We start from the raw sequence: 23,607 nt of genomic DNA on the forward strand, positions 1-23,607 counted from the left end.
ACTCCTGAACAAAAAATGAATCGTTTATGGGGGCTGTCGGTTCGCGCCGGACCGTCGTGCGGCCCCGTGTGATGTCCTGGCTGCAATCAACCATGGCGGTTCGATTCGCTGCAGATGATGCTATCGGGGAAGGACGCGAGCGACACTTCTACATAGGGTCAGCGGCGACATGCCTAAGTGTGAGGCGGGTATACGTGGGTATAGGCGCAACCCTTGGCGCGAGTCAGTCGGGCCGGTTGACGATGGCGTCGATGCACTTCAGCAGTTCGCCGCAGGGGAAGGGCTTGGGAAAGTAGGCCACCGGTGCAGTTGATTGCGCGCTGACCTGGGGAGGAGATCCTTGGTAGCCGGTAATGAATATGATCGGAATGCGCGCTCCTTGAGCGCAGAGCAGGTCATGCATTTCTATCCCGGACAGACCCGGCATCTGGATGTCCGAGATCAGGCAGCGGGTGTTGTGCGCGGCGGGGCACGCCAGAAACGCTTCGGCTGTGGCGAACAGTTGCACGGTGTAGCCGTTGGACCGCAGCAGACTGTCTAGTGCCAGGCGCACGGACTCGTCGTCATCGACAACCGAAACAACAGCAGTGTGGGCCATTTCTTTCCCTGGGCTCTTGCGGGTAGCCCAGCAAGGACGCCCGCCATGTCGGCAAGATACGCCGCTCACGCGGGCGGCGTACTTATACGTGTGTATAGAAATTCGTTTGAGCTTTAACCAATTACCCGTGGCGGGCGGCAAGTCGTCAGCGTGAGAATCGACTGCGGTATTCGCGCGGCGTGATCGAGAGGTGACGCTGGAAGGCATAGCGCATGCGGTCTTCATCCCCGAAGCCGCACAGCTGCGCGATCTGATCGATGTTGCGCTGCGAGTCTTCGAGCAAGCGTCGCGCCGCTTCAAGGCGAAACAGTTCCAGGGCTTTCGCGGGTGTCCGACCGACCTTGTGCTTGTAGACGCGGGCGAAGTTGCGGGTGCTCATTTGCGCCTGGCGGGCCATCGCTTCGACTGTCAGGCGGCTGTCGCCGAGGTTGTCGCTCAGCCACAGGTGCAAGTCGTCGAAGCCGCCACGGTCGTCGGTCTGCGATTGCAGCAACTGGCTGAATTGCGCCTGACCGCCGGGCCGTTTGAGAAATACCACCAGCTCACGCGCAACTTCCAGGGCAATGTCGCGGCCGCAATCGGCTTCGACCAGCGCCAGTGCCATGTCGATGCCGGTGGTCACGCCTGCCGATGTCCACAGCGTGCCTTGCTGGATGAAGATCGCGTCGAGGTCGACATTGACCGTCGGGAAACCGCTCTTGAGCGTGTCGCACATTGCCCAGTGTGTGGTCGCCCGCAAACCGTTGAGCAAGCCGGCCTCAGCCAGCAGAAACGTACCGCTGCAAACCGAGGCGACGCGCTTGGCCTTGGGCGCTGCCTGACGCAACCAGCCAACCAGCGCGCGATTGTCTATCAACGCCTGACGAATATCCGGCGCGCCGGGCACGAGCAACGTATCAATGCTCACATCGTTGAGCTGGCTCAATGAGGTGGTCTGGACCGACAGGCCTTCGGCGGTGGCGATCAATCCGCCCTGCACACTGGCCGTGTGCATGCTGTATCCCGGCAGACCGCGCAGCGCCAGGGCTTTGGAGGCAGACCAGAACACAGTCTGTGCACCGGTCAGGTCCAGCAGACCCATTCGCGGATACGCCAGAAACAACAAGGTGCGCGGTTGCGTGCGCAGAGCGTTGAGCGAGGGAGTGTCGGGCAGCATCGAATTCATGGCGGCGTCAGGGCTCTGTTGTCGTCACGGCTGGCGAACAAGGGCACGGGTGCGTGGGTTTGCCGGATTGACGGTTATAAGTCATAAGTTCCCTGTGCGCCAGCCGCAGCCGCGGCGGTAAGAGCGCCCTCATCCTGACGATGCAAATACGCAGCGAGCGTCAGGGAGAGGGCGGGCCTTCAACGACAGGCCATGCAGAAACCAGGCACGGCCCGATAGGCAGTGCTGTTGCCGTTGTCCGCTACACGTCTTTCCAGCAAGCGATCCGAGCCCCCTTCAGCAATCCGGTTCTGCTTGAGATGATCCGCACCGTCGGCGGCCAGTTGGCGTTCGTGCAGGCGATCGGCACCCCCTTCGGCGACCCGGTTCTGCGGGGTTCGATCAGACCCGTCGGCGGCGATGCTCTGTTCTCGGGCCTTGTGAAGCGTGTTTTGAAGCAATGGCGCCGACGCGTCTCGGTCGCCTTCTGCGCGACCGCCGCTGCGCACTTCGGCGGCGTAGGTGAACGATGGCTGAGCACCGATGGCGGTCATTAAGGCGCAACTGAACAGTAAGTTTGCAAGTTTCATTGATTTACCCATCCTGTGAAATGGTGATGTTCAACAGCACTTGCAATTTTATAGTGCTGACAACTTCAGGCGCTTATGCAATGGGGTGGGCAGGGCGTTCATAGGTGTTAAGGACCTATGCTCAAGTATAAAGTCACAGTAACGGTCTGATGTAGCGGCCAGGTTCCTCACTGCGGTGAGTGCAGGGGGTGGCACTTATACATTGGTATGGTTCGCCGCCGCCTCGATATCGGTTCAATCCACTAAACAGGCTTTATTCTTATACCCGCGTATGATTTTTGCTGGTGTGGTCGCGGCGCACACTCTTCGGCAAGGAGCGTTGATAAACGCTCTCTCCAGACAGGCATTGGCCCGATGGTTTTCCGTATCAGTACAAAGGAGTGCGACCATGTCAACGTATCTGAACCATTCCGTTGCCTATCAGCAAGGCAGTGAGCAACAGGCCGCGTCTCGCCAGCCAACGGCATCTACCTTCGGCGGTGTGCAGGAACTGGTGCCTTCACGCTATGCACTGCGGGTGGGCGACATCGACGTGGTGGTGATCAGCGACGGCGTGCTGCCGCTGCCCACGTCGACCATGTCCACCAACGCCGACCCGGCGGCCCGCGCCGCCTGGTTCAAGGATATGTACCTGGGCCCCGACGCATTCGACTGGGCCCTGAATGTCCTGGTGGTGCGCAGTGGCGAGCAGATCATCCTCGTCGACGCCGGTCTGGGCGGGCAGTTCCCAGGCTTTCCCCGGGCCGGGCAATTGCCCAAGCGCCTGGAAGCGGCCGGCATTGATCTTGGATCGGTGACGGACGTGGTGGTCACTCACATGCACATGGATCATGTCGGCGGATTGCTCGTCGATGAAGTAAAAAACCGCCTGCGTGCAGACGTGCGCATTCACGTTTCAGCCACTGAAGTGGCGTTTTGGGAGACGCCGGATTTCACCCAGACAGTCATGCCATCGCCCGTGCCTGACGTATTGCGCGCCACCGCCAGGCAGTTCATCGATACCTACCGCAGCAAGGTGCGCACATTTGACGACGAGTATCAGGTGGCACCGGGCGTGGTGGTGAAACTCACCGGTGGCCATACACCCGGGCATAGTGTGGTCTACGTGAACTCTGGTGGCGAGCGTTTGACCTTCGCCGGCGATGCGCTGTTTCCAGTGGCCTTCGAACATCCCGACTGGCACAACGGCTTTGAGCATGATCCTGAGGAATCGGTCCGTGTCCGCATGCGCCTGATGCGCGAGGCGGCCGCCAGCGGCGAATGGTTTGTCGCCACCCACCTGCCGTTCCCCTCGGTGGGCCGCGTGGCCGTCGATGGCGAGGCGTTCCGCTGGATCGCGGCGTTCTGGGATTACTGATTTGCCCCTGCACATGCTGTAGCGGCTGCGGCACACTGCAAAATTTTGATCGTTGCTCAAGGCAAGTCAAATGCATGCAGTGTGTCGCAGCTGTCGGGCAAAGAACGGGTCTGCGCGGTCAGCGCCGACGCTGCAACGCTCGTTCGATACACGTCAGAAGTGCCTGGGTATCGAACGGTTTGGAAAAATACCCTTCCGGCTTTCTGACCTTGACACTGAACTGTGGTGGCAGCCCGGGTTTGCCCGTGATGAACAGCGTAGGGATATGGATATTCCTGGCCGCCAGTGCCTCGTATAACTCCACTCCGCACATGCCGGGCATTTGAATATCCGATACCAGGAAATCGCTGTTCTGCGGATCATCGGACCGCAAAAACGCCAGCGCGCTGTTATAGGTTTCCACCGTATAACCACAAGAACGCAATAAGCTTTTCAGTGATACAAGAATAAGCTCGTCGTCATCAACGACAGAAATAATGGCCGAATCAAACATGGGAAACCTGGCGTTTTTACCCTGATTATTCATGGGGCAAGTTATTGTTGATCTGCCAGAGCAGTTGCGCATTGCGCCGCAAGCACTCTTCAAAGAACCGTTTACTGGCAGAGTCTTTGTTGGCGTCCGCACTTTCTTGATATTCACGTAAAACGGCATCGGCTGTCCGTAGCCGACGCATGCCGTCATGAATGCCAATCAGGCAATCGGCAAACCCCAGGCTCTGTGCGACATCGTTGAGGCGGTAGAGGCTTGCGGGTTCAGCGTAGCCGCCCAAGTCAGCGATGCCGGTGGCGAGGAACCCCGCGTAGTCAGCCGTGGTGCGGGCCAGCCGGCGAAACAGCTGCCGTATTGGCAGGAAACTGACGTTGCGAAGTGTTTGCTCCAGGTAATCGAGCTGCGCCTGGATGCTCAGCGTCGTACCGAGCATTTGCATGAGCGCATCAATGGCCTCAATGCGCTCGACAGTGGATAAGGAGGTATGCGCACCGTAGCGGCTGATGCGTAACGGATGACTGACTTTATAGAGCGTTTGAGTAGCGTTCATGGCAACCGTCTCAGGCTGGCGCGCAGGCGCGATACGTGGCTTCGTAAGAGATGACCAGCTTAAGTCGAGGCACCGTCGATGACATTCGTACCTGAAGACGGTGGGGTAGCACATGGGGTCAGGCCCGTCATACCCGAGTATGGGCGCGCAGTTATTGTGTCCCATACTGCGATTGCAACAACGGGCTCCATTGCTCCTGATTGTCCGGGCGTCGGTAGTACACCACCATGCGCCGCGCCACCTGCATGGCCACCTCGCGGCCGTTGTCCGCCTCGACCAAGGCCAGGGACAGATCGATTCCCGCGCTGACGCCAGCCGAAGTCCATAGCGGGTCCTGCTCGACGAAGATGGCTTCGCGATCCAGCTCGACGCGCGGGAACAGGCGCTCGAACTGATCTGCCATGGCCCAGTGAGTCGCTGCGCGCAGGCCGTCCAGCAAACCGGCCCGGGCAAGGAAAAACGCACCGCTGCAGACGGAGGTGGTGCGACTGGCGAGAGAAGAAGCCTTGCGCAGCCATTCCACCAGCGGCGAACTGTCGACCAATGCCTGGCGAATGTGCGGCGAGCCAGGAACGATCAGCGTATGCATCGGCCCCCGCGCCAGATCATCCAGGCGCACCGTTTGCACCACCAGACCTTCCGCGGTGCGTACCGGCCCCCCTTGCAGGCTGGCGGTATGCAAGGTGTAACCGGGCAGGCCGAGGTCAGCCAGGCTGCGGGTTGCGGCCCAGAAAACGGTCTGGGCGCCGGTCAGGTCAAGCAGGCCCATCTGCGCATAGGCGACAAAAATGACGCTGCGCGGTTTGCCCGGTACTGCCTGTGATGGGTTGTATGAGGTAGTCACAGCTCGAAGCCCTCGTATTCGCCTGGCGAAGTAGAAATATTCATTGCTCGTGTCGCAGGCCATGCGTGGGTATCGCGAAGCGAAACTGCGTGCCGACCCCTTCGGTGCTCTCCACCCAGATACGCCCACCGTGGAACTCGATGATTGAACGACAGATCGACAAGCCCATGCCCAGGCCCTTGGGTTTGGTGGTGAAGAAGGGGTCGAACAACGAAGGAAGAATATCTTCGGCGATGCCGCTGCCGGAGTCGGCAATTTCGAGCACGGTTTCGTTGTGTTGCAGCGAGGTGCTGATGCGCAACATACGCGGTCGGTCGTGCACATTGGCCATGGCCTGGCAGGCATTGATGATCAGATTGATGATCACTTGTTGCAGCTGTACCCGATCGCCTTTTATCAATGCGCCGGGTGCTTCGAGTTGTGCGTGTGGGCGCACCTCGTGCAGGGCGATGTCATGCTGCATGAGCGTCAACGAGTCTTTGACGATGTCGTCGAAGCGTTCGACATTGCGTTGTACTTCGCTGTGCCGCGACAAGGCGCGGATGCAAGTGATCACGTCGGACACGCGCGCAGAGTTCTGGATGACCCGGTCCAGCGAGCGCCGCGCTTCTTCCAGGTTAGGCTCGGGCCGGTTGATCCAGCGTTTGCACGACTCGCCGCTGGTGATCACGGCGGCCAGCGGCTGATTGATTTCATGAGCGATCGAGGCGGCCAACTCGCCCATGGAACTCAACCGTGTGACATGGGCCAGGGTTGCCTGGGAATGGAACAGCGCTTCTTCGGCTTGCCTGGCGGCCGTGACATCCATCAAGGCGCCGACGTATTCGCTACGGCCACCCTGTTTGATCAACGGACTGGCAATCATTTGTACGTGCTTGATCCGGCCGTCGGGCATCACCAGTCGATGCTCGAGCTCGATCAGCTCCCGGTGTTCCGCCGCCTGCCGCAGGACACCGTCGATGAGCGCCAGGTCATCGGGGTGAGTCCTGGCCTTGATCAACGCAAGCGTGGGCGTAAGCAGGGGCGGGTATTCGAAGATGCGAGACGATTCGTCCGACCACGACACGTTGAATTTGCGCTCGGCGCCGACGGTGAAAACCACGCTGCCGGTATGACTGAGCTTCTGTGCACCCATGAAAAATGCCTCTTTGCGGCGTAGCGTTTCAGTGGCCCGTTTGCTGCGCAGCGCCAGCAGACTAATGGTGGTCAGGGCGATCAGGCACCGGACAAAAGCGGCGATCAAGCGGTGGTCGCGGTAGCCTGCGTCAGCAATGAAACTGGCGGTCAGAATGATGACGCACCCTACGGCCACAGCGATAAACAACGGCACCGGAAAGAAATTCGCCGACATGAAGACCAGGGTGATGTAGAACAGCGTCGGCGCGACATCGAGGTCGAGGTATGAGTTGGTGGTGAAAATCATGCTGCCCACGGCAATGGCCGCCAGCCAGGCAACGGCGTCTGAACAAAAAAACTGTGCGCGACGTTTGAAGATAGACATTTGTTATTCCGGTTTTTTGCTATCGGACGGCATCGCGCAACCTGTGGCGGATGCCGGGCAAACTTGGGTGACGGGCAGAATGACGCAGAAGTAAATGTGTAGCGCTGCTCTCGGGAGGCGGCTGTATTGCCACTTGCGTAATGATGCATAAGCCCCACCTGGGCCGCTTTTGTTATGGGTAATGATGGTAGGGCAACGCCTTGAAGTCGGGCACCGCTACATTGGGTCAACGCGCGTATGACTAGGTATAACGGGGCTATACCCAGGTATTAGCCGCGGGCGGTGCGACCTCGCCACACCGCCCGGGCCGGCGCGGTCAGCGATTGGCCGACTGCGCGGCGATGGCCTCCGCCATGCGCACCAGATCGGCAAAGGAGCGCGCGCCCATCTTGCGCATGGCCTGGCCGCGGTGGATTTTCACCGTGATCTCACTGAGGCCGATCTCCCCGGCGATCTGCTTGTTCATCAAGCCCGAAGCCGCCAGCGCCATGACCGTCTGCTCGCGGGGCGTCAACGTGGCATGGCGCGCACGTAGCTCCTCGGCATGTCGCCCGGACTCGCGCCGTTGCTTGTCCCGGGTATGCGCGGCGCACACGGCGTCGATCAGATCTTGCTCGCGAAACGGTTTGGTCAGAAAGTCCACGGCACCGGCCTTCATCGCGCGCACCGTCATGGCTATATCGCCATGTCCGGTGATGAACACAATCGGTACATTGATGCCGGCGGCCGCCAGCTCACTCTGGAAATCCAGGCCACTGCTGCCTTGCAGGCGCACATCGAGCACCAGGCAACTGACGGTATCGGGGCGCGGGTGATTCATGAATTCAGCGACTGAAGCGAAGAGCTCGACCCGCAGGCCGATCGAGCGCAACAGGCTGCCAAGGGATTCGCGCAGCCCGGCATCGTCGTCGACAATGAAAACCACGGGCTCGCCTGGATTGCTGTTATGCACGGGATGATTGTTCATTGCTGTTGTTCCCAAGGTTTTGACTGACCGGGCCTGGCAATACCGAATCGACAGCAAAAATCGCCAGCTCGATTCTAGCGCTGATCCCGCAACGGGCCAGTTGGCGCCTGACCAAAGGCGCTGGCGCGCGCCCTGTCGACCGCCAGCGAACGGGCAGGGCAGAGCAAGCGATCGTCGGGGTGCAATCATGCGGGCGGATGGGTGTTGTTCGTTCGGGAGCCAATAATCGGTTCAGCATCCTAGTTGCCCGACGAGGTCATCGGCTAGGACAAAAAACCCGGAAAAACCGCCATTGACGCATGCCGATACAACGCATGAACGAGTTCGCTAGCGGGTCCACACGCGTTTTTTTCGACTTCATACTCACGTATAGAAGCCTTCACCTAACGCATGATCGCCCTGTCCCGATGTACCAAAGACGCTTGGCAACCGGGGCCGTAATCTAGGTGCTGCTGTCTGTTGAACTCAAAGGCTGCGTGCCGGGTGGTGAAGTCCATGAACAGAAATGATCTGCGTCGCGTCGACATTCATCTGCTGGTGGTATTTGAAACGATGATGCACGAGCGTCATGTTGGCCGCGTCGGCGAAAAGCTGTTCCTTGGCCAACCGGCGATCAGCGCCGCGCTGGGACGCTTGCGCCAGTTGTTCGATGATCCGTTGTTCATTCGTGCCGGCAGAGTCATGGAGCCGACGGCGCGGGCGGAGGAAATATTCATCAATCTGACCCCGGCGCTGGACGGCATTGCCGCGGCAGTGAGCCGTTGCCAATCATTTGAACCGGGCGCCAGCGAGGCGACGTTTCAGGTGGGGCTGTCTGATGATGTCGAATACGCGTTGTTGCCGCGCTTGCTCCGGCACCTGCGGGAAGAGGCGCCGAACATCTCACTGGTGGTGCTGCGCGTCGATCAGCAGCAAATGTCGCAACGCCTGTTCAATGGGGAAATTTCCCTCGGCATCAGTCATATGCTCGACCTGCCGGCGAGTGCGCGGCGCAAGAGTCTGCGTGTCGTCCGGCCGATGCTTTTGCGTGCCGATAATTGCGCCGGCTCGGTAACGTTGGAGGAGTTCTGTACACGTCCGCATATCGTTGTGTCCCCGATGGGCAATGCCGCTGACGATACCGATCAGGCGTTAAGTCTGTTGGGGCGGCGGCGCAAAGTGGTGTTGGCGGTACCGCAGTTCAGCGCGCTGCCGAGGCTCTTGGCGCAGAGCGAAATGCTCGCCATCGTTCCCGACTATGTTGCCAGAGCGATGGCGTTGGCCCAGGGCATCCGGGCCGAGGCCGTCCCCTTGCCGCTGCCGACGCAGAACCTGTCCATGGCCTGGCGCGGGACGGCACACAACGATGCCGGCCAGCGCTGGTTGCGTTCGCGTTGTCAGGCGTTTCTCGGTCCGCCGATCGAGCTACAGGTGGTGCCGAAATCGTCACCGGCACTGCACGGCACTCAATCGTTGTGGGCAGCGCGGTAGGTTGCCGGACTAGTTTTTTCGTTGCTGAGCGAGATCATCAGCCTTGATCGCCGATTTGCGATACGTCAGCAAAACTATCCCGGTAACCACAATCAGCCCGCCGAGAATCTGCACCGTGCCAAGCATTTGATCCAGCACGATCCAGCCCATCACCAACGTCGCCAGCGGCTCGATGTTCATGACCGGTGCGTTGCGGGGCATGTCCAGTCGCGGCACTGAAATGAACAGCACGATAAAACCGGTGCCGTACAGCACCACCAGCGTGGCGAGGGCCAGCCATCCGGTTGAGGTGGCAGGCAGGTTCAGTCCGCCGGGGAGGGCGCCGGTCAGTCCCGCCAGATTGACGCTGGTGAAGACGATAAAAATCGTCAGCAGACTGCGCGCCGAGCCGCGCACCTGAGACAACTTGTGATCGGTGATCCACAGCGCGCAAGCGAACACGCTGGCGGCGCAGAAGGCAAGTGCGACGCCCAGCCACCACTGCGGGCCGACGTGGGTTGTGGTCGCAAGGCGCCCGGGGACATCGAGCACAAACACCAGCCCGACCAGAATCAGCCCCATCAACATGGCGGTGCGTGCGGTCGGCCGCGGTCCACCCAGCGCCCAGGTCAGCAATGCCAGCAGGATAGGAAACACATTGGCAACCAGCAGCGCCAGCGCCACGGGGACCCGTGCGACGGCCGAGTACAGGCACAGGCTCTGCGCGGTAATCAACAGGCCCAGCAGTAGCTGCCAGCGCCAGGCTCCGGCAGGCAGACGCAGACTTTGTCTTTGCCACAGCACCAGGCCGGCGAGCACCAGCAACGTTCCGCCAGAGCGCATCAGAATCGCCAGCAACACGCCGGCGCCATCATCGAAAGCGACCCGGGCCGCCACATGGTTGCCGGCGAACGCACAGCCCATGCACAACAGAATGATCACGGCGAGATGGCGGGGGAAGGGCGGCGCTAGGGTGTGAGCAGGGGCAGGGCTGGACATGGCAGGTCTCGAACAGTGCTACGCCGTTCTGGCGGCGCAGGAATTTTTATTATGTCATCGTACAACTAGGTCGTTTTGTACCGTATACGGTTACATCGGGCAAGAGCGCTCGCAGAGGCGCATGCGTTAGCTGGGCTTCAGGGGCAGTTATTCATACCTGGGTTTAAAGCTAGAGATCGTATGACTGCCTCCGGGAAGCCAAAATTGACCGGATGGCGTATGCACACGCAAACGTTGACTTTCTGGGGCAGCAAACCGAGTGCGCGAGAGCGGAGCCGTCGGGCGTAGGCTGTCTTCTGCGGTATGACTCCTTTATGATTGCGGCCTGCCAACCTCTGGATGCTGTTTCATGAGTACACGTTCCGACCTTCTCTCCAGCGCGGAAATCCTGCTGCGTACCAAAGGTTATGCAGCGTTCAGCTATGCTGACCTCGCGACGGAAATCGGCATCAAGAAGGCGAGTATTCATCACCACTTTCCTACCAAGGAAGGCATGGCAATTGCCATCGTCGAGAGCTATTTGTTCCGTTTCAGAAATCAACTGGAGCAGATCAATGCCGACAATGCCGGCGTGATTGAACGTCTGAAGGCGTTTGCGCACATGTTCGCCCAGAGCAGCACCAGCGGCATGCTGCCGTTGTGCGGAGCCTTGGCCGCCGAGTTGCTGGCATTACCCGACAGTCTGCAGGCACTGACCCGAGACTTTTTCCAGATTCACCTCGAGTGGCTGCAGGCCAATATCGCCTTAGGTCAATCCCTCGGCGAACTCAAGGCCGAACACAGCGCGTTACTTATCGCCCGGCTGATTCTCAATACGCTGGAAGGGAACAGCTTCGTTTCCTGGGCGCTGAGCGATGCTTATGCGCAGTCGTCCGGGTTCGATCTCCTTCTGGATGGACTGCGTGTGGTGCCCCAGCGTCACTAGGACTTGCCACGCTACAACGCACTCTACTTCATTGAACGCCTCGTATTGACGAGGCGTTTTTTTTTGCGTCAGAAACCTCTTGATTGAAAGGAAAACTTATTCGTTGAACAGCTACCTACTACTTGGTAGAGTTGTTTCTCTTTCCGGAAGCGTCCGGTCCATCCTAAGAGGAACCCGCAAGTGAACAACAACCTGAACGGTATCGACGTCGCCGCGCTCCAGCAGTTCGCGCAAGGTATTGCCGAGGATTCGACCAAGCGCCACGCCAGTTTTAATGTCAGGACCGAGTGGCAAGGTCAGACTCGCACAGTGGCGAAAGTCAATCGGTACAGCCTGGCCGGTGAAACGTACTCGCGTGATTTTGAAATTGCCGCCGATGAGCCAAATGAATTGCTGGGCGAGAACTCTGCGCCAAACCCTCAAGAACTGCTGATGGCTGCGCTTAATGCATGCATGTCCGTCGGTTACGCCGCCAATGCCGCGATGATGGGGATTACGATTCACAGCCTGGAAATCGAGACCAACGGCACTCTCGATCTGCGCGGCTTTCTGGGCATCGACGAGAACGTCAATCCGGGTTACGACGAAGTGAGCGTGGCGATTCGCTTACACACCGACGCCCCTCGCGCGCGCGTTGAAGAACTGCACAGCGCCGTGCTCAAAACGTCGGTCAATTACGCCAACTTCTCCCGGGCAGTCCGTATGGTGCCGACCCTGGAGGTGCGTGAAAGCTGATTGGCCTGTTTGCAAATTCTGCGTGCATCAGTCGTCATTGATCCGCTGGAAACGCGAAACGCCCTGTTCGATCGGTATTGAAATGCCTATCGAACAGGGCGTTTTTTTTAACTGAGCTACCGGGCCGTCAGGTGTTGGTCGCGAGGAATGCCGGATAGTCGGTGTAGCCCTCGGCGATACGGTCACCCACGCCGTAATAGGTCGCGCGATCGCTTGCTGCCAACGGCCAGCCGTTCTGCATACGCTCGACCAGATCAGGGTTGGCGATATAGGCCGTGCCGAAGGCGATCAGGTCAAGTTCGCCCTTGGCCAGTTCCGCTTCAGCGAGGGCCTGGGTAAAACCGCCGGCGGCCATCAGGGTACCTTTGTAGGCTGCACGCAAAGCCGCGCCAAAACCGGGTGGGGTCTGAGCGGCGAGAAGGGTCGGTTGGTAGTTGAGGTGAACATAGGCCAGTTCACGCTCGTTGAGCGCCGCCGCCATGCTCATCCAGGTTTCTGCTTCGCCCTCATACACGCCAAAGTCATAGAGGCGGCCAAATGGCGAGAACCGCACGCCGATCCGGGCGCCACCGATTTCATCGGCGATGGCGTCAAGGGTTTCAAGCAGAAAACGCTGGCGATTGGCGATAGAGCCTCCGTACTGATCGGTGCGAGTGTTCAAAGCGCTGCTGAGGAACTGATCAAACAGAAAACCGTTGGCCGCCATGATCTCGATACCGTCAAATCCGGCATCCATCGCCATGCGTGCGGACTTCACGAAGTCAGCGATAACGCGTTTGATCTCTTCCGTGCGCAATGCTCGAGGGACGCTGGGTTGCACGGGGCCGGCCTCGTTCGGCGAAACCCACGCGTAAACGGTAGTGTCGACAGCCGGTTGCGTGCCGGAAGAAACCGGCACCAAACCATGCACCGACACGTGTGACATACGGCCAACGTGCCACAACTGCGCGAAGATCTTTCCGCCTTTGGCATGCACCGCGTCGGTGACCTGACGCCAGCCATTGAGGTGTTCATCAGTGTAAATGCCAGGGGTGTAAAGGTAGCCACGGGCCTCATCGGAAACCGGCAAGCCTTCGGTGATCAGAAGGCCAGCGGAAGCCCGTTGTGCGTAGTACTCGGCGGTGAACTCGTTTGCGACGTTGGTCAGTGTGCGGGTGCGTGTCATGGGCGCCATGACCACACGATTTTTCAACTTGATGCCGGACAGATCGTAAGGGGTAAACAGCTTGTTCATGGTTAATCTCGAACTGGAGGAGGGGGAGCAGATTTACGATTTATCGAACGCGTCCAGCACATGGGTGCTGTACACCAGTGCGGCTCCGGCATTCATGTTGATCGCCACGCCCAAGGCTTCAGCCACTTCCTCGCTGGTGACGCCGATCTTCCTGGCTTCGGCGGCATGAAAGGCGATGCAGCCATCGCAGCGGGTGGTGACTGCGACCGCCAGGGAAATCAGTTCGCGCGTCTTCGCATCCAGATGGTTGGTCTTGACACCGGCGGCACCCAGAGCGGCCATGCCTTTCAGGGTGTCAGGGGACAAGCCGTTAAGTTCCATGAGGCGAGCATTGATATCTTTGCGGGTTTGTTTCCAGTCTTGCATAAGGTTCTCACTGTAGCGGTTAGGGTCAAAACAGGAAACAACGCTACCATCCAGTTGGTAGGCGTTCAATGTTGTTTTGTCGATATTAACTATCAGTGAGATTTTTCAAAGCTGTCTGATGGCGATCCGGATTGTGCTGGACGAGTTGCTTTGGCGCGTTAATGCCAGGCTGCAGGCGCATACTGGTGACCGTGGCTACCGAAAGAGGGGGACCCGAAAAAGGGTTATCAGCCTCTACACATTCGCTTGACTTAGAGTGCACTCAAACATTTACGGTGATCCCCATGAATCCAAATCTGACCATTTCACAATTGTCCAGGCGCCTTGATTTAAGCCCGCACACGATCAGGTACTACGAACGGATCGGGCTGTTCGACGCGGTTGTTCGCGCAGGGAATGGCCATAGGGTCTATGCCGAGAAGGACGTGCTTTGGGCCGAGTTTCTGCTGCGGCTGAAAGCCACGGGAATGCCGATCCAGCAAATGCTCTGTTACGCCGAGCTGCGCCGGTTGGGCGACGCGACCCTGGCACAACGACGAGCGCTGCTGGAACGGCATCGCCAGGACGTCGAAGCGCAGATCCGCGAGTTGAGCCAGTCCCTCGACGTTTTGGATAACAAGATTCAGATCTACCACCAACTCGAGCAAAAGGGGCACCACCATGATCCGTAAGCTTCCGCGTTTCCTCCAATTTCTGTCCGCCACTCTGATTGGCGCAAGCGTTACCAGCGTCGCGGCGCCCATCGAGACAACTGATCGTCGAGCGCGCGGAGAGGCCGCGTTGATGCAGATTACCGGCGGACCCGGTCAGGCCGTGGTGGACTCGTTGAAGGACACAGCGCCCGAGCTGGCCGACTGGATACTGAGCTTTGCCTATGGCGATGTGTTCGCCCGTCCCGGACTCGACTACTGCACTCGCGAGCTGGCGACCGTCGCGGCATTGACCGCGCTGGGCAATGCACAGCCACAACTGAAAGTGCATATTGGCGGCGCGCTCAATGTCGGGTGCAAACCCGAGGCAGTGATTGATGTGATCTTGCAAATGACGGTCTATGCGGGATTTCCCAGCGCCTTGAACGGCATCGCCGCTGCCCGTGAGGTCTTCGCGGCTCGAGGGATCAGCGTCAAGCCGTAAGCGTGCAGGTCATGGTGCAAAGCCTGATCTAAACCACCACCCACGCGGCGTATAACTGCGCAAATCGCACCTGCAGCCATTCGATAAACACTTGCACCTGCGCAGGCAAGTGAGCGCGGCTGGGGTACAGCAGCGATACCGGGCGCGGTGCCGGCCGCAAGGCCTGGAGAATTTCCACCAGGGCGCCGCTGGCCAGATGCTCGGCAACTGCGATACCCGGGGCCTGGATAATGCCAAAGCCCGACACGCCGCACTGAACGTAGGCGTTCGACTCGGTGACAGTGATTGCAGTGTGACTGACGAATGTTCGTTGCCGGCCCTCAACCGAGAACTGCCAGGGCAATGTGCGGTTGCTTTGGCCAGACAGAAAATTAACACCGCGATGGCTGGCGAGATCATCGAGGGTCTCTGGCGTGCCGTGCTCGCGCAGATATTCGGGCGCTGCGCAGGTCACCATGGTGGCCATGGCGATCGGGCGGGCGATCAGGGTCGAGTCCGGTAGCTCACCGATGCGCAGCGCACAGTCGACGCCTTCGCCGACCAGATCAACCGTCCGGTCTGTCACGCCTAACACCAGGCTGACGCCCGGGTAGCTGTCGGTAAATGTTCGCAGGCTACTGATGAAATCCATCTGGGCGAACGCCGTGGGGATATCGATGCGAAGACGCCCCGTCAGCGTTGCCCCGGTGCGATCGAACATGGACGTCGCCGCCGTGATGTCCGCGAGAATCTCTTGTACCCGTTGGTAGAACTGTTCGCCTTCAGCGGTGAGGGCGACTTTCCTCGTGGTGCGCTGAAATAGCCGCACGCCCAGAGACGTTTCCAGCTCCTTGATGTAGCGGGTGACTTGCGGGCGGCCGATGTCCAGCGACTCGGCGGCTTTGGTAAAGCTGCCCAGCTCAGCCAGCCTGGCGAACAGGCGCATTGACTGGAGTAATTCCATGAGGTGATCCGGTGTGCAGGTTTGTTGCCTCAGGATAGAACAATCCTGTCTTTTTCTCGGCATTTATTGCCAGCCTGCAAAAGCGAACCATGTGCCTCAAGGCAAACCCGCTGTGGTTTGCGGCCATTGACGTGCATTTGGAGATTCGCCATGAAAGCGTGGTTACTGAAAGATTTCGGACTCGACAATCTGCAACTGGGAGAAGCAGCGACCCCGCAGCCCAAGGCTGGCGAGTTGCTGGTGAAGGTGGGCGCTGTCTCGCTGAATTTTCGCGACAAGGCCATCGTCGATGGCATTTATGAACCGCACATGGTTCCCAAACCGCTGATTCCGGTGAGCGACGCTGCCGGCACGGTGGTTGCGATCGGCGAGGGCGTCAGCCGTTTCAAGATCGGCGATCGCGTCAATTCGCATTTGTACTCGCGCTGGCTGGATGGCGAGCCGGGGCCGAACGAGCCGGATTACTGCTTCGGCTCGCCACTGCCCGGCGGCCTGGCCGAGTACATGATCATTCATGAGGACAGCGCCGTCGGCGCGCCGGCCAACATGAGCGATGAAGAGGCGGCCACGCTGCCGATCGCCGCGCTCACCGCGTGGTACTCGCTGGTCGATTTCGGCGCGGTGCAACCGGGCCAGACCGTGCTGGTTCAGGGCACCGGCGGCGTATCGATTTTTGCCGTGCAGATCGCTACGGCGCTGGGGGCAAAAGTCATCGCAACGTCGAGCAGCGATGACAATCTGCGCGCCGTAAAACAGTTGGGGGCGGTCGCCGGGATTAACTACAGGACCACGCCAAACTGGGCGGACGAGGTGCTGAAACTCACTGAGGGCAAGGGTGTGGATCTGCTGCTCGATGTGGCCGGGGGCAACGGCATCAATCAGTCCGTGGCGGCGACCAAAGCGTCCGGACGCATCGCGCAGATCGGTTTTCTGACCGGGCAGACGGTTGAGCTCAACCTGATGCCGCTGATCTTCCGCCAGACCACGATACGCGGCATCGCCGTCGCGCCGCGCTCCTCGTTCGACCGGATGAACCGCTTCCTTGCCGAACACAACATCAGTCCTGTTATTGATCGGGTCTATCCGTTCGAGCAGGCTCGGGAAGCCTATGAGCATCTGGCCAAAGGCGCGTTTGGCAAGATTGTGATCAAGGTGGGCTAACCACGAAAAAGGCGCCGATGAAGGCGCCTTTCTTGTTTCTCAGTTTTGCGGCTCGCCGCGCTCTACCATCGCCCGCCATTGCTGCACACTCGGCCGCTCTTGCATGCGCGCATGCCACTCGCGCAGGGCCGAGCATTCTTCAGGCACGGGTAATTCCACCAACGCCGAAAAAATCATCCCGCCCAACACGGCAATGTCCGCCATCGAGAAGCTGTCGCCGGCCACGAAGGGCTGGCGTCGCAACACCTCGTCGAAATAGCGCATGCCCCGCACAGCCTTGTCGCGCATGCGATTACCCCATTCGGCGTTCTGGTACAGCTCGACCTCTGGGCCGAGCCCTGGCGTTGCGTGATGGAAATACACACTCACTGCATCAAGAAACTCAATTTCCGCACGCTTGGTCATCATCTGGATCAGACCCTTCTCCACGGGCGTGCGGCCAGTGAGGGTCGGGCTGCCATCGAGTGCGTCCAGGTATTGGGTGATGGCGGTGCATTCGGCAATCAGCGTGCCGTCCTGCAGCTCCAGCACTGGCAGCGTACCGGAGTAATTCAAGCGCAAGAATTCCGGCTTTTTGTGCTCACCCCGCCACAGATTCACCGAAACGAATTCGGTGCGCGGCAACAGCGATTTTTCTGCCAGAGCGATCCGCACGCGGGCCGGGTAGGGGCCGTTGTACCAATCGTAGATTTTCAACATCGAAGTGGATTGAACACTGTTTTGCGAAGCAGTAGCGGTCATTTCGGTTCACCTGCCTGTCATTTGGTAGGCGAAGATTGCGACCGGATTCGCATCGTGTCAAGCCCCTGCCTGTCAATTGGCAGGTTTGCGTTTGCAAGGTACACTTCGCCCATTGATTGAGGATCACCAAGGACAAAGACATGAGCCAGAACGCTCGGGAAGCGATTCTCGATGCCGCGAAAACAGCGGCGCAGACTCACGGTTACAACGGCATCAACTTTCGCAGTATCGGCGCAGTGGTCGGTATCAAGAACGCCAGCATCTACTACCATTTTCGCAGCAAAGCCGACCTCGGCGCGGCGGTTGCCGAACGTTACTGGCAGGACGCGGCCAAGGTTTTGCACGACATTCGAGAGGCCAATCCCGAGCCGCAACGCTGCCTGACGATGTACCCGTCAATCTTTCGCACCTCGCTGGAGAACGGTAATCGGCTGTGCCTCGTCAGCTTCATGGCCGCCGAGTACGAAGATCTGCCGGAGCCTGTCAAAGACCAGGTGAAAAAGTTCGCAGAAATCAACATCGAATGGCTGACGCAGGTGCTGGCCGCGGCCGGGTCGGCCAGTGAAGAACGCTGCAAGGCGCGCGCCCGGGCGATTTACGCCGCGGTGGCCGGCGCGCAGTTGGTCGCCCGGAGCCGAGGCGATATTGCGCTGTTCGATGAATTGATCGGCAGCTATGCGGCGGCGGGGCTGATTTCAATGGACCTGTCTGCATGACAGACCCGCAAGCCTGATCAGCGCTGTCAGCCATCAAAGCCGCGGCCTCGGAATCTGGCCCCGCGCCGCGCCTCTCGCTTTGCTTGCGCTTAACGCGGGGGCTCAACTCAAGCGTTCAATTGCCAGGGCAACACCGGCGCCATAGGCCGAATCGGCCTGCGTACAGTGTTCGATATGGCGCTGTATCGACTGCGCCGACGCGCCCTTGATCGCACGTGCGGTGTTGTCGAATAGCGCGTTTTGCTGCTCGGAACTCATCAGGCGGAACAGTGCCCCCGGTTGCGAAAAGTAGTCGGTGTCTTCGCGATGGTTCCAATGCCCGGCGCTGCCGTGCAGGGCCAGCGGTGGCTCGCGAAAGTCAGGTTGCTCGACCCATTCGCCATAGCTGTTGGGCTCATAGCCGAGGGTACTGGCAGCGTTGGCGTCGGTGCGCATCTGGCCGTCGCGGTGAAAACTGTTGACCGGGCAGCGGGGCGCATTCACCGCAATCTGGTGGTGATTGACGCCGACGCGATAGCGCTGTGCATCACCGTAGGAAAACAAACGCGCCTGGAGCATTTTATCCGGCGAAAAACTGATGCCGGGCACGACGTTGGCCGGGTTGAACGCCGCCTGTTCAACATCGGCAAAGTAATTGTCCGGGTTGCGGTTGAGTTCAAGCAGGCCGACTTCGAGCAACGGGTAATCCTGGTGCGGCCAGACTTTGGTCAAATCGAATGGATTGATTGGATAGGTGGCAGCATCGGCCTCCGGCATGACCTGTATAAATAGCTTCCATTGTGGAAACTGGCCTTGCTCGATGCTGGTGTACAAGTCCCGCTGGGCGCTTTCGCGATCAGTGCCCACGAGGGTCGCGGCTTGTTGATCGGTCAGGTTCGCGATTCCCTGCTGAGTCTTCCAGGTGAACTTGACCCAGAAGCGTTCGTTGACCGGGGAAATGAAGCTGTAGGTGTGGCTGCCGAACCCGTGCATGTGGCGGTAGGACTGCGGCAGGCCACGATCACTCATGACGATCGTGACTTGATGCAGCGCCTCGGGCAGTAGCGTCCAGAAATCCCAGTTGTTCCTGGCGCTGCGCAGGTTGGTGCGAGGGTCGCGTTTGACCGCGTGATTGAGGTCAGGAAACTTCAACGGGTCGCGCAAGAAGAATACCGGAGTGTTGTTGCCCACCAGATCCCAATTGCCTTGCTCGGTATAGAACTTGATGGCAAAGCCGCGAATGTCGCGCTCGGCATCAGCGGCGCCACGCTCGCCGGCGACGGTCGAGAAGCGTACAAAAATGTCGGTGCGTTTACCCACGCCGGAAAACACCTTGGCCTTGGTGTAACGGCTGATATCGTGGGTGACGGTAAACGTGCCAAAAGCGCCTGAGCCCTTGGCATGCATGCGCCGCTCTGGAATAACCTCCCGATCGAAATGCGCAAGCTTTTCCAGCAGCCAGACATCTTGCAGCAGTGCCGGGCCGCCTGGGCCGGCAGTTTGCGTATTGTTGTTGTCGACCACTGGCGCGCCAGCGGCGGTCGTTAACTTGTTCATGGGCGACTCCCGGCATTTTTCGGTGTTATGACTGATGCGTCTGTGTCTGAGAAGGACGCGCAATCAGAGCAAATGCCACGCCGGCGAGCTATTACACGATGGTGTCACTGGGCAATGCGAAGGTATAGGCAGGCTGTGAGGCAGTCGTGAGGCGAGCCGAAATCCACTCCCGGCTATAAGCCAGCACGTGCTGTGCAGTGGCGGTCGGGAAATGGATAAACCCGTGCGGACACTCCGGCAGCATCTGCAATTCGACCGGCGCCGACTGACGCCAGCGCTCGGCAGTCAGCACGGTGTCATCACGCAGCGGATCGAGTTCGCCGGCAAACAGCAGCGCTGGCGGCAGACCGCTGAAGTCGCCATACAGCGGCGATAATGGTGGCTGGCGTCGCTGCTCGTCCGTCATGTCCGGGGTGAGCAGGCGCAACGCCGCGACCATCCCGGGGCCGTCGAGCACCAGCGTGTCCGCTGGCGCCGTGCACACGCTGGGCGTTCCGGTCAGGTCGTAGACGCCGTAATACAACAGCGCGCCGCTGATTCGTCGCAGCAGCGGTGGCGAAGCTTTCAGGGCGAGCAGGGTGGCTGCGGCCAAGTGTGCGCCCGCCGATTCGCCGACGACAACGACGGGCAATCCGCTCAATTCGTCGTCGCTCAAAATCCCGCGAGTGGCGCGCAGACAGTCTTCCAGCAATCCTTCGATCGGCGTCGACACGGCCAGCCGATAGTCCACTGATACCACCACGACGTCGCAGGCATTGACGATGGCGATGTTGAAGTTGTCATTCATCTGCGCATTGCCGATCACCCAGCCGCCGCCATGAAAATCCACGACCACGCCTTTAGCCTGGCCCTTGGGGCGAATAATCCGCACGGGGACTGAATCAAACGTCCTGCGTTCAGCCGTCAGTCCATGCTGACGCAACTGGCCTGCGCGGCCGACCTGACTCACCCGCAGCAACGCCTGAATCAACCGTGGCGTGAGGCGATTGCGGATCTTGAAGCGCGGCAGCCAGGCGAGTTTTTTATTGAAGGCGCGCACTTGCGCCAATTCGCGCGCGCCGTGTGGCCAGGGGAAATCGCTCATGTGCGATTCTTCATCAGGATCGAGAAGTTCAGCGCCGCTGCGACGCACAGCCACGCCAGATAAGGAAACAGAATCAGCCCGGTGACCACGTCCAGTTGCAGCGCCAACACCACCATCGCCGCGACCACCAGCCACAGCACCAGCAGAATCATCAACGCCGCCAGCACTTGATGCGCGCCGAAAAACACCGGCGTCCACAACGTGTTCAGCGCAATCTGCGCTGCCCACAAGGCCAGCACGGTTTGACTGCCGGGTATCAAGCTCAAGCGATAACCGGCCCAGGCCAGCAACAGGTAGATAATTGTCCAGGCCACGGGAAATGCCCAGTTGGGCGGGGTGAAGGAGGGTTTGTTCAGCGATTCGTACCACGCGCCGGGTTTGAACATCACACCGGTAGTTGCCGCCGCCGCGCAGGCCAGAAGGAAAACGAAAAAGGTCATTGCCAGTCCTTAGCTGTGATCAGCTGTAATGGAGAGTTAAGAAGAGGACGCCCCGCTGCGCAAAAAGTTTGCCTGGAAAAGCAAAATCGCCGTTTGTTTGAACTAAAACCTGACCGGCTCATCAGGATAATCAGCTGCCCACTTTCACTGACGCGGATACCAGCATGCACACCTACCACATCGAATACCGATTCAACGGCGAACCCCGTACTTATCTGCTCGAACTCAACGATGCGCAACTGCCCGCGCACGCTGCAGCGATGCATCTGCTGGAACTGCATTTGGGCGATGCGGAAAACAGCCTGGTCATGCCCACGGCGGATTCGACGCCGGAGCAGATTCTCGAGCAGGCTCAGCGGGTCGGTTTGACGGATATTGAGGTGGCTGTTCGGACGGACTGACTCTCACTGTCAATCGCATTGCTGGCCAGTCACGGATTGGCCGCTGCGCTCCCCGCCACTGCAATAGCGATCCCTGCCTTTCTGCTTCGCGGCATAGAGCATCTTGTCAGCGGAATCGATCAGGCTGGCGGGGGTGACGTCATGTTCGGCAGGCCTGCCAACAGCGATACCTGCGCTGGCCGTGACGTGACCTTGCGGATGGGCAGTGTGTTCGATTCGTAATGAGCGAATAGACTCAAGTATTTCCTGAGCAACGAGCGCCGCGCCCCGAATATCGGTATTGGGCAGCAACACGGAGAACTCCTCCCCGCCATACCTGACCGCCAGATCACCCGGTCGCTTTACCGCTTGTGAGATCGCCATCCCCACCGCGCTCAGACAGTCGTCACCCGCTGCATGCCCATAGGTGTCGTTGTAAAGCTTGAAGTGATCAACGTCGATCATGATCAGCGAAATGGACGAACCTTGCCGTCTGGCCAAACGAATCTCGTCAACCAGAGCAGTGTCCAGACGCCGCCGGTTGGCCAGGCCGGTGAGGCTGTCGGTCAATGCCATGTCTTTCATGGCCTGGTGTGCACGACGCAAATCCTTTTCCATCACCATTCTTTGGCGCAACTGCCGCAGGACGATCAGTCCGAATACGCTGAACGCAGAAATCACCGACAACAACACAAACCCGGTTTTGATCAGATCCCAGCGCCAGGGCGCAATGATGGATTCGCGCGACAGCCCTGTTTCAACCACCAACGGGTATGTGGTCAATGCTCTGTAACCATACAAACGCTCCGTGCCGTCGACGATGGCTCTGACTTCGGCGATGCCTTCATTGGCAACGGGCAGGTAATTCTTGAAAACTTCACTGTCGGCGAGGCTCTGGCCGATGACCGAGGCGATAAAGGGACGGCGTACCAGGATTGTTCCACTGCGCAGCGCCAGAACCAGTGCGCCCTTGTCGTCGATCTTGAAATCACCGTAGTAGTCGACGAAATAACTGACTTTGATGGTCCCCAGCAACACGCCGGCGAAGGAGCCATCCGGGTTATTCAAGCGGCGCGAGATCGGGATGATCAGGTCGTCGGTGGACTTGCTTTTGACGACCTCGCCAATACGCACATTTCGGTCGGTGTGGGTACGGTGATACTGGAAGTAATCGCGGTCGGCGTTGTTTGCCGGATCCGGGATGATTTCCTTGTCGGTGACTATCCATTGCCCGTCCGGGCCGTAAATAAACAGTCCATGCAACTGCGGCATCAATTTGGCCTGCTGGACCAGCAGCTTGTGGATGCGGGGCGAATTGATGTTTTGCAATCCATCGCCTTCTACGCGCTCGCCTAAAGCGGCGGTCAATACGTCCACCTGGCGAATGGCGTCCTCGGCATGCTGCGCTGTGGCCCGCGCGAGGTTCGTGACCGAATCGCGCGCCGACGAGAAGGCCGCATGATAGTCACGCCACGTCCGCCATCCCTCCACACCCAGAAAGGCCAAAATGACCGTCAGCATGAAGATGACCGTGAGGCGAAAGGCGGCTATATCGCTTGCCGCTTTGATCGGGGCCGTTTCTGCGGCGTCATGCCCCTTCTTTTCGGGCGATGTGCGACCGAGCATATGAGGGTCCTTATGCGTGTCCGCTTTCATCCTGAGATGATGACCGCGGTTTTCCACTGGGGATTCAATTTATCGCTCGAGGCATGCGGGGATCCGC

26 protein-coding genes are annotated in these 23,607 nt (G+C 59.3%); 9 read left to right on the plus strand and 17 right to left on the minus strand.

What is annotated here, in order from left to right; all coding sequences use genetic code 11:
- Nucleotides 1-223: 223 nt before the first annotated feature.
- From HU739_RS02635 to HU739_RS02645, 3 genes are all read right to left on the minus strand, one after another.
- Nucleotides 224-598 (minus strand): response regulator transcription factor, encoded by a 375-nt coding sequence (locus HU739_RS02635; protein ID WP_186546533.1) that lies wholly within the window; start codon nt 596-598, stop codon nt 224-226.
- A 145-nt stretch (nt 599-743) separates the two neighbouring features.
- A complete protein-coding gene (locus HU739_RS02640; RefSeq protein WP_186546532.1) occupies nt 744-1,763 on the minus strand; it encodes a GlxA family transcriptional regulator in 1,020 nt (339 codons plus the stop codon).
- A 179-nt stretch (nt 1,764-1,942) separates the two neighbouring features.
- Complete coding sequence (locus HU739_RS02645) at nt 1,943-2,332, minus strand: hypothetical protein (protein ID WP_186546530.1); 390 nt, start codon at nt 2,330-2,332, stop codon at nt 1,943-1,945.
- 388 nt (nt 2,333-2,720) lie between these two features.
- Between HU739_RS02645 and HU739_RS02650 the strand changes: the two genes are divergently transcribed.
- The gene (locus HU739_RS02650) at nt 2,721-3,689 is read left to right on the plus strand and encodes an MBL fold metallo-hydrolase (RefSeq protein ID WP_186546528.1); all 969 of its coding nucleotides are present in this window, start codon (nt 2,721-2,723) and stop codon (nt 3,687-3,689) included.
- Nucleotides 3,690-3,807: 118 nt separating this feature from the next.
- Here the strand turns inward: HU739_RS02650 and HU739_RS02655 are convergent, their stop codons facing one another.
- From HU739_RS02655 to HU739_RS02675, 5 genes are all read right to left on the minus strand, one after another.
- Complete coding sequence (locus HU739_RS02655; protein WP_186546526.1) at nt 3,808-4,182, minus strand: response regulator transcription factor; 375 nt, start codon at nt 4,180-4,182, stop codon at nt 3,808-3,810.
- Nucleotides 4,183-4,207: 25 nt separating this feature from the next.
- Nucleotides 4,208-4,729, minus strand: a complete 522-nt coding sequence (locus HU739_RS02660) for a hypothetical protein (protein ID WP_186546524.1) — start codon at nt 4,727-4,729, stop codon at nt 4,208-4,210.
- Nucleotides 4,730-4,880: 151 nt separating this feature from the next.
- Nucleotides 4,881-5,573, minus strand: coding sequence for an AraC family transcriptional regulator (locus HU739_RS02665; RefSeq protein ID WP_323790885.1), 693 nt, complete (start codon nt 5,571-5,573; stop codon nt 4,881-4,883).
- A 40-nt stretch (nt 5,574-5,613) separates the two neighbouring features.
- Nucleotides 5,614-7,074: a sensor histidine kinase gene (locus HU739_RS02670; protein WP_186546521.1), complete on the minus strand. Its 1,461-nt coding sequence runs from the start codon at nt 7,072-7,074 to the stop codon at nt 5,614-5,616.
- Between the two features lie 316 nt (nt 7,075-7,390).
- Nucleotides 7,391-8,041 (minus strand): response regulator transcription factor, encoded by a 651-nt coding sequence (locus HU739_RS02675; protein ID WP_186546519.1) that lies wholly within the window; start codon nt 8,039-8,041, stop codon nt 7,391-7,393.
- A 495-nt stretch (nt 8,042-8,536) separates the two neighbouring features.
- Here HU739_RS02675 and HU739_RS02680 point away from each other — a divergent pair, with 495 nt between their 5' ends.
- Entirely contained in the window at nt 8,537-9,511 is a 975-nt protein-coding gene (locus tag HU739_RS02680; protein ID WP_186546518.1) for a LysR family transcriptional regulator, read from the plus strand.
- Nucleotides 9,512-9,520: 9 nt separating this feature from the next.
- Here the strand turns inward: HU739_RS02680 and HU739_RS02685 are convergent, their stop codons facing one another.
- Complete coding sequence (locus tag HU739_RS02685; protein ID WP_186546516.1) at nt 9,521-10,489, minus strand: EamA family transporter; 969 nt, start codon at nt 10,487-10,489, stop codon at nt 9,521-9,523.
- 349 nt (nt 10,490-10,838) lie between these two features.
- On the opposite strand from HU739_RS02685, the gene HU739_RS02690 reads away from it, so the two are divergent.
- Nucleotides 10,839-11,414, plus strand: coding sequence for a TetR/AcrR family transcriptional regulator (locus HU739_RS02690; protein ID WP_186546514.1), 576 nt, complete (start codon nt 10,839-10,841; stop codon nt 11,412-11,414).
- 180 nt (nt 11,415-11,594) lie between these two features.
- On the plus strand, nt 11,595-12,149 hold the full coding sequence (locus tag HU739_RS02695) for an OsmC family protein (RefSeq protein ID WP_186546512.1): 555 nt from the start codon (nt 11,595-11,597) through the stop codon (nt 12,147-12,149).
- Between the two features lie 127 nt (nt 12,150-12,276).
- On the opposite strand, the gene HU739_RS02700 is transcribed toward HU739_RS02695, so the two are convergent.
- Together HU739_RS02700 and HU739_RS02705 are read right to left on the minus strand one after the other, a co-directional pair.
- Complete coding sequence (locus tag HU739_RS02700) at nt 12,277-13,383, minus strand: alkene reductase (protein ID WP_186546510.1); 1,107 nt, start codon at nt 13,381-13,383, stop codon at nt 12,277-12,279.
- 33 nt (nt 13,384-13,416) lie between these two features.
- Nucleotides 13,417-13,749, minus strand: a complete 333-nt coding sequence (locus tag HU739_RS02705) for a carboxymuconolactone decarboxylase family protein (protein ID WP_186546509.1) — start codon at nt 13,747-13,749, stop codon at nt 13,417-13,419.
- 284 nt (nt 13,750-14,033) lie between these two features.
- On the opposite strand from HU739_RS02705, the gene HU739_RS02710 reads away from it, so the two are divergent.
- A complete protein-coding gene (locus HU739_RS02710) occupies nt 14,034-14,420 on the plus strand; it encodes a MerR family transcriptional regulator (RefSeq protein WP_186546508.1) in 387 nt (128 codons plus the stop codon).
- A 70-nt stretch (nt 14,421-14,490) separates the two neighbouring features.
- Nucleotides 14,491-14,883, plus strand: coding sequence for a carboxymuconolactone decarboxylase family protein (locus HU739_RS02715; protein WP_407681952.1), 393 nt, complete (start codon nt 14,491-14,493; stop codon nt 14,881-14,883).
- A gap of 28 nt (nt 14,884-14,911) precedes the next feature.
- Here the strand turns inward: HU739_RS02715 and HU739_RS02720 are convergent, their stop codons facing one another.
- Nucleotides 14,912-15,826: a LysR family transcriptional regulator gene (locus HU739_RS02720; protein ID WP_186546504.1), complete on the minus strand. Its 915-nt coding sequence runs from the start codon at nt 15,824-15,826 to the stop codon at nt 14,912-14,914.
- Between the two features lie 150 nt (nt 15,827-15,976).
- On the opposite strand from HU739_RS02720, the gene HU739_RS02725 reads away from it, so the two are divergent.
- The gene (locus HU739_RS02725; RefSeq protein WP_186546502.1) at nt 15,977-16,987 is read left to right on the plus strand and encodes a zinc-dependent alcohol dehydrogenase family protein; all 1,011 of its coding nucleotides are present in this window, start codon (nt 15,977-15,979) and stop codon (nt 16,985-16,987) included.
- Between the two features lie 39 nt (nt 16,988-17,026).
- Here the strand turns inward: HU739_RS02725 and HU739_RS02730 are convergent, their stop codons facing one another.
- The gene (locus HU739_RS02730; protein WP_186546500.1) at nt 17,027-17,728 is read right to left on the minus strand and encodes a glutathione S-transferase; all 702 of its coding nucleotides are present in this window, start codon (nt 17,726-17,728) and stop codon (nt 17,027-17,029) included.
- 140 nt (nt 17,729-17,868) lie between these two features.
- Here HU739_RS02730 and HU739_RS02735 point away from each other — a divergent pair, with 140 nt between their 5' ends.
- On the plus strand, nt 17,869-18,444 hold the full coding sequence (locus HU739_RS02735) for a TetR/AcrR family transcriptional regulator (RefSeq protein WP_186546498.1): 576 nt from the start codon (nt 17,869-17,871) through the stop codon (nt 18,442-18,444).
- A 102-nt stretch (nt 18,445-18,546) separates the two neighbouring features.
- Here the strand turns inward: HU739_RS02735 and HU739_RS02740 are convergent, their stop codons facing one another.
- From HU739_RS02740 to tspO, 3 genes are all read right to left on the minus strand, one after another.
- Nucleotides 18,547-19,980 (minus strand): catalase, encoded by a 1,434-nt coding sequence (locus HU739_RS02740; protein WP_186546497.1) that lies wholly within the window; start codon nt 19,978-19,980, stop codon nt 18,547-18,549.
- Between the two features lie 91 nt (nt 19,981-20,071).
- Nucleotides 20,072-21,064, minus strand: coding sequence for an alpha/beta hydrolase fold domain-containing protein (locus tag HU739_RS02745; RefSeq protein WP_186546494.1), 993 nt, complete (start codon nt 21,062-21,064; stop codon nt 20,072-20,074).
- Nucleotides 21,061-21,504: a tryptophan-rich sensory protein TspO gene (gene tspO, locus HU739_RS02750; RefSeq protein ID WP_186546492.1), complete on the minus strand. Its 444-nt coding sequence runs from the start codon at nt 21,502-21,504 to the stop codon at nt 21,061-21,063. The genes HU739_RS02745 and tspO overlap by 4 nt, the downstream gene beginning before the upstream one ends.
- Nucleotides 21,505-21,668: 164 nt before the next feature.
- Here tspO and HU739_RS02755 point away from each other — a divergent pair, with 164 nt between their 5' ends.
- Nucleotides 21,669-21,905: a hypothetical protein gene (locus tag HU739_RS02755; RefSeq protein WP_186546491.1), complete on the plus strand. Its 237-nt coding sequence runs from the start codon at nt 21,669-21,671 to the stop codon at nt 21,903-21,905.
- A gap of 9 nt (nt 21,906-21,914) precedes the next feature.
- On the opposite strand, the gene HU739_RS02760 is transcribed toward HU739_RS02755, so the two are convergent.
- On the minus strand, nt 21,915-23,510 hold the full coding sequence (locus HU739_RS02760; protein WP_186546489.1) for a sensor domain-containing diguanylate cyclase: 1,596 nt from the start codon (nt 23,508-23,510) through the stop codon (nt 21,915-21,917).
- Between the last annotated feature and the right edge of the window lie 97 nt (nt 23,511-23,607).

It is taken from the genome of Pseudomonas hamedanensis (assembly GCF_014268595.2).
GTDB classification, from domain to species: domain Bacteria; phylum Pseudomonadota; class Gammaproteobacteria; order Pseudomonadales; family Pseudomonadaceae; genus Aquipseudomonas; species Aquipseudomonas hamedanensis.

Bases quoted from the DNA above. Each gene is read 5' to 3' on its own strand.
- HU739_RS02725 (WP_186546502.1), top strand. From the start codon at position 15,977: ATGAAAGCGTGGTTACTGAAAGATTTCGGACTCGACAATCTGCAACTG.
- HU739_RS02700 (WP_186546510.1), bottom strand. From the start codon at position 13,383: ATGAACAAGCTGTTTACCCCTTACGATCTGTCCGGCATCAAGTTGAAA.
- HU739_RS02640 (WP_186546532.1), bottom strand. From the start codon at position 1,763: ATGAATTCGATGCTGCCCGACACTCCCTCGCTCAACGCTCTGCGCACG.
- HU739_RS02690 (WP_186546514.1), top strand. From the start codon at position 10,839: ATGAGTACACGTTCCGACCTTCTCTCCAGCGCGGAAATCCTGCTGCGT.
- HU739_RS02730 (WP_186546500.1), bottom strand. From the start codon at position 17,728: ATGACCGCTACTGCTTCGCAAAACAGTGTTCAATCCACTTCGATGTTG.
- HU739_RS02685 (WP_186546516.1), bottom strand. From the start codon at position 10,489: ATGTCCAGCCCTGCCCCTGCTCACACCCTAGCGCCGCCCTTCCCCCGC.
- HU739_RS02760 (WP_186546489.1), bottom strand. From the start codon at position 23,510: ATGCTCGGTCGCACATCGCCCGAAAAGAAGGGGCATGACGCCGCAGAA.
- HU739_RS02635 (WP_186546533.1), bottom strand. From the start codon at position 598: ATGGCCCACACTGCTGTTGTTTCGGTTGTCGATGACGACGAGTCCGTG.
- HU739_RS02705 (WP_186546509.1), bottom strand. From the start codon at position 13,749: ATGCAAGACTGGAAACAAACCCGCAAAGATATCAATGCTCGCCTCATG.
- tspO (WP_186546492.1), bottom strand. From the start codon at position 21,504: ATGACCTTTTTCGTTTTCCTTCTGGCCTGCGCGGCGGCGGCAACTACC.
- HU739_RS02675 (WP_186546519.1), bottom strand. From the start codon at position 8,041: ATGAACAATCATCCCGTGCATAACAGCAATCCAGGCGAGCCCGTGGTT.
- HU739_RS02660 (WP_186546524.1), bottom strand. From the start codon at position 4,729: ATGAACGCTACTCAAACGCTCTATAAAGTCAGTCATCCGTTACGCATC.
- HU739_RS02710 (WP_186546508.1), top strand. From the start codon at position 14,034: ATGAATCCAAATCTGACCATTTCACAATTGTCCAGGCGCCTTGATTTA.
- HU739_RS02655 (WP_186546526.1), bottom strand. From the start codon at position 4,182: ATGTTTGATTCGGCCATTATTTCTGTCGTTGATGACGACGAGCTTATT.
- HU739_RS02645 (WP_186546530.1), bottom strand. From the start codon at position 2,332: ATGAAACTTGCAAACTTACTGTTCAGTTGCGCCTTAATGACCGCCATC.
- HU739_RS02720 (WP_186546504.1), bottom strand. From the start codon at position 15,826: ATGGAATTACTCCAGTCAATGCGCCTGTTCGCCAGGCTGGCTGAGCTG.
- HU739_RS02670 (WP_186546521.1), bottom strand. From the start codon at position 7,074: ATGTCTATCTTCAAACGTCGCGCACAGTTTTTTTGTTCAGACGCCGTT.
- HU739_RS02740 (WP_186546497.1), bottom strand. From the start codon at position 19,980: ATGAACAAGTTAACGACCGCCGCTGGCGCGCCAGTGGTCGACAACAAC.
- HU739_RS02755 (WP_186546491.1), top strand. From the start codon at position 21,669: ATGCACACCTACCACATCGAATACCGATTCAACGGCGAACCCCGTACT.
- HU739_RS02650 (WP_186546528.1), top strand. From the start codon at position 2,721: ATGTCAACGTATCTGAACCATTCCGTTGCCTATCAGCAAGGCAGTGAG.
- HU739_RS02745 (WP_186546494.1), bottom strand. From the start codon at position 21,064: ATGAGCGATTTCCCCTGGCCACACGGCGCGCGCGAATTGGCGCAAGTG.
- HU739_RS02735 (WP_186546498.1), top strand. From the start codon at position 17,869: ATGAGCCAGAACGCTCGGGAAGCGATTCTCGATGCCGCGAAAACAGCG.
- HU739_RS02680 (WP_186546518.1), top strand. From the start codon at position 8,537: ATGAACAGAAATGATCTGCGTCGCGTCGACATTCATCTGCTGGTGGTA.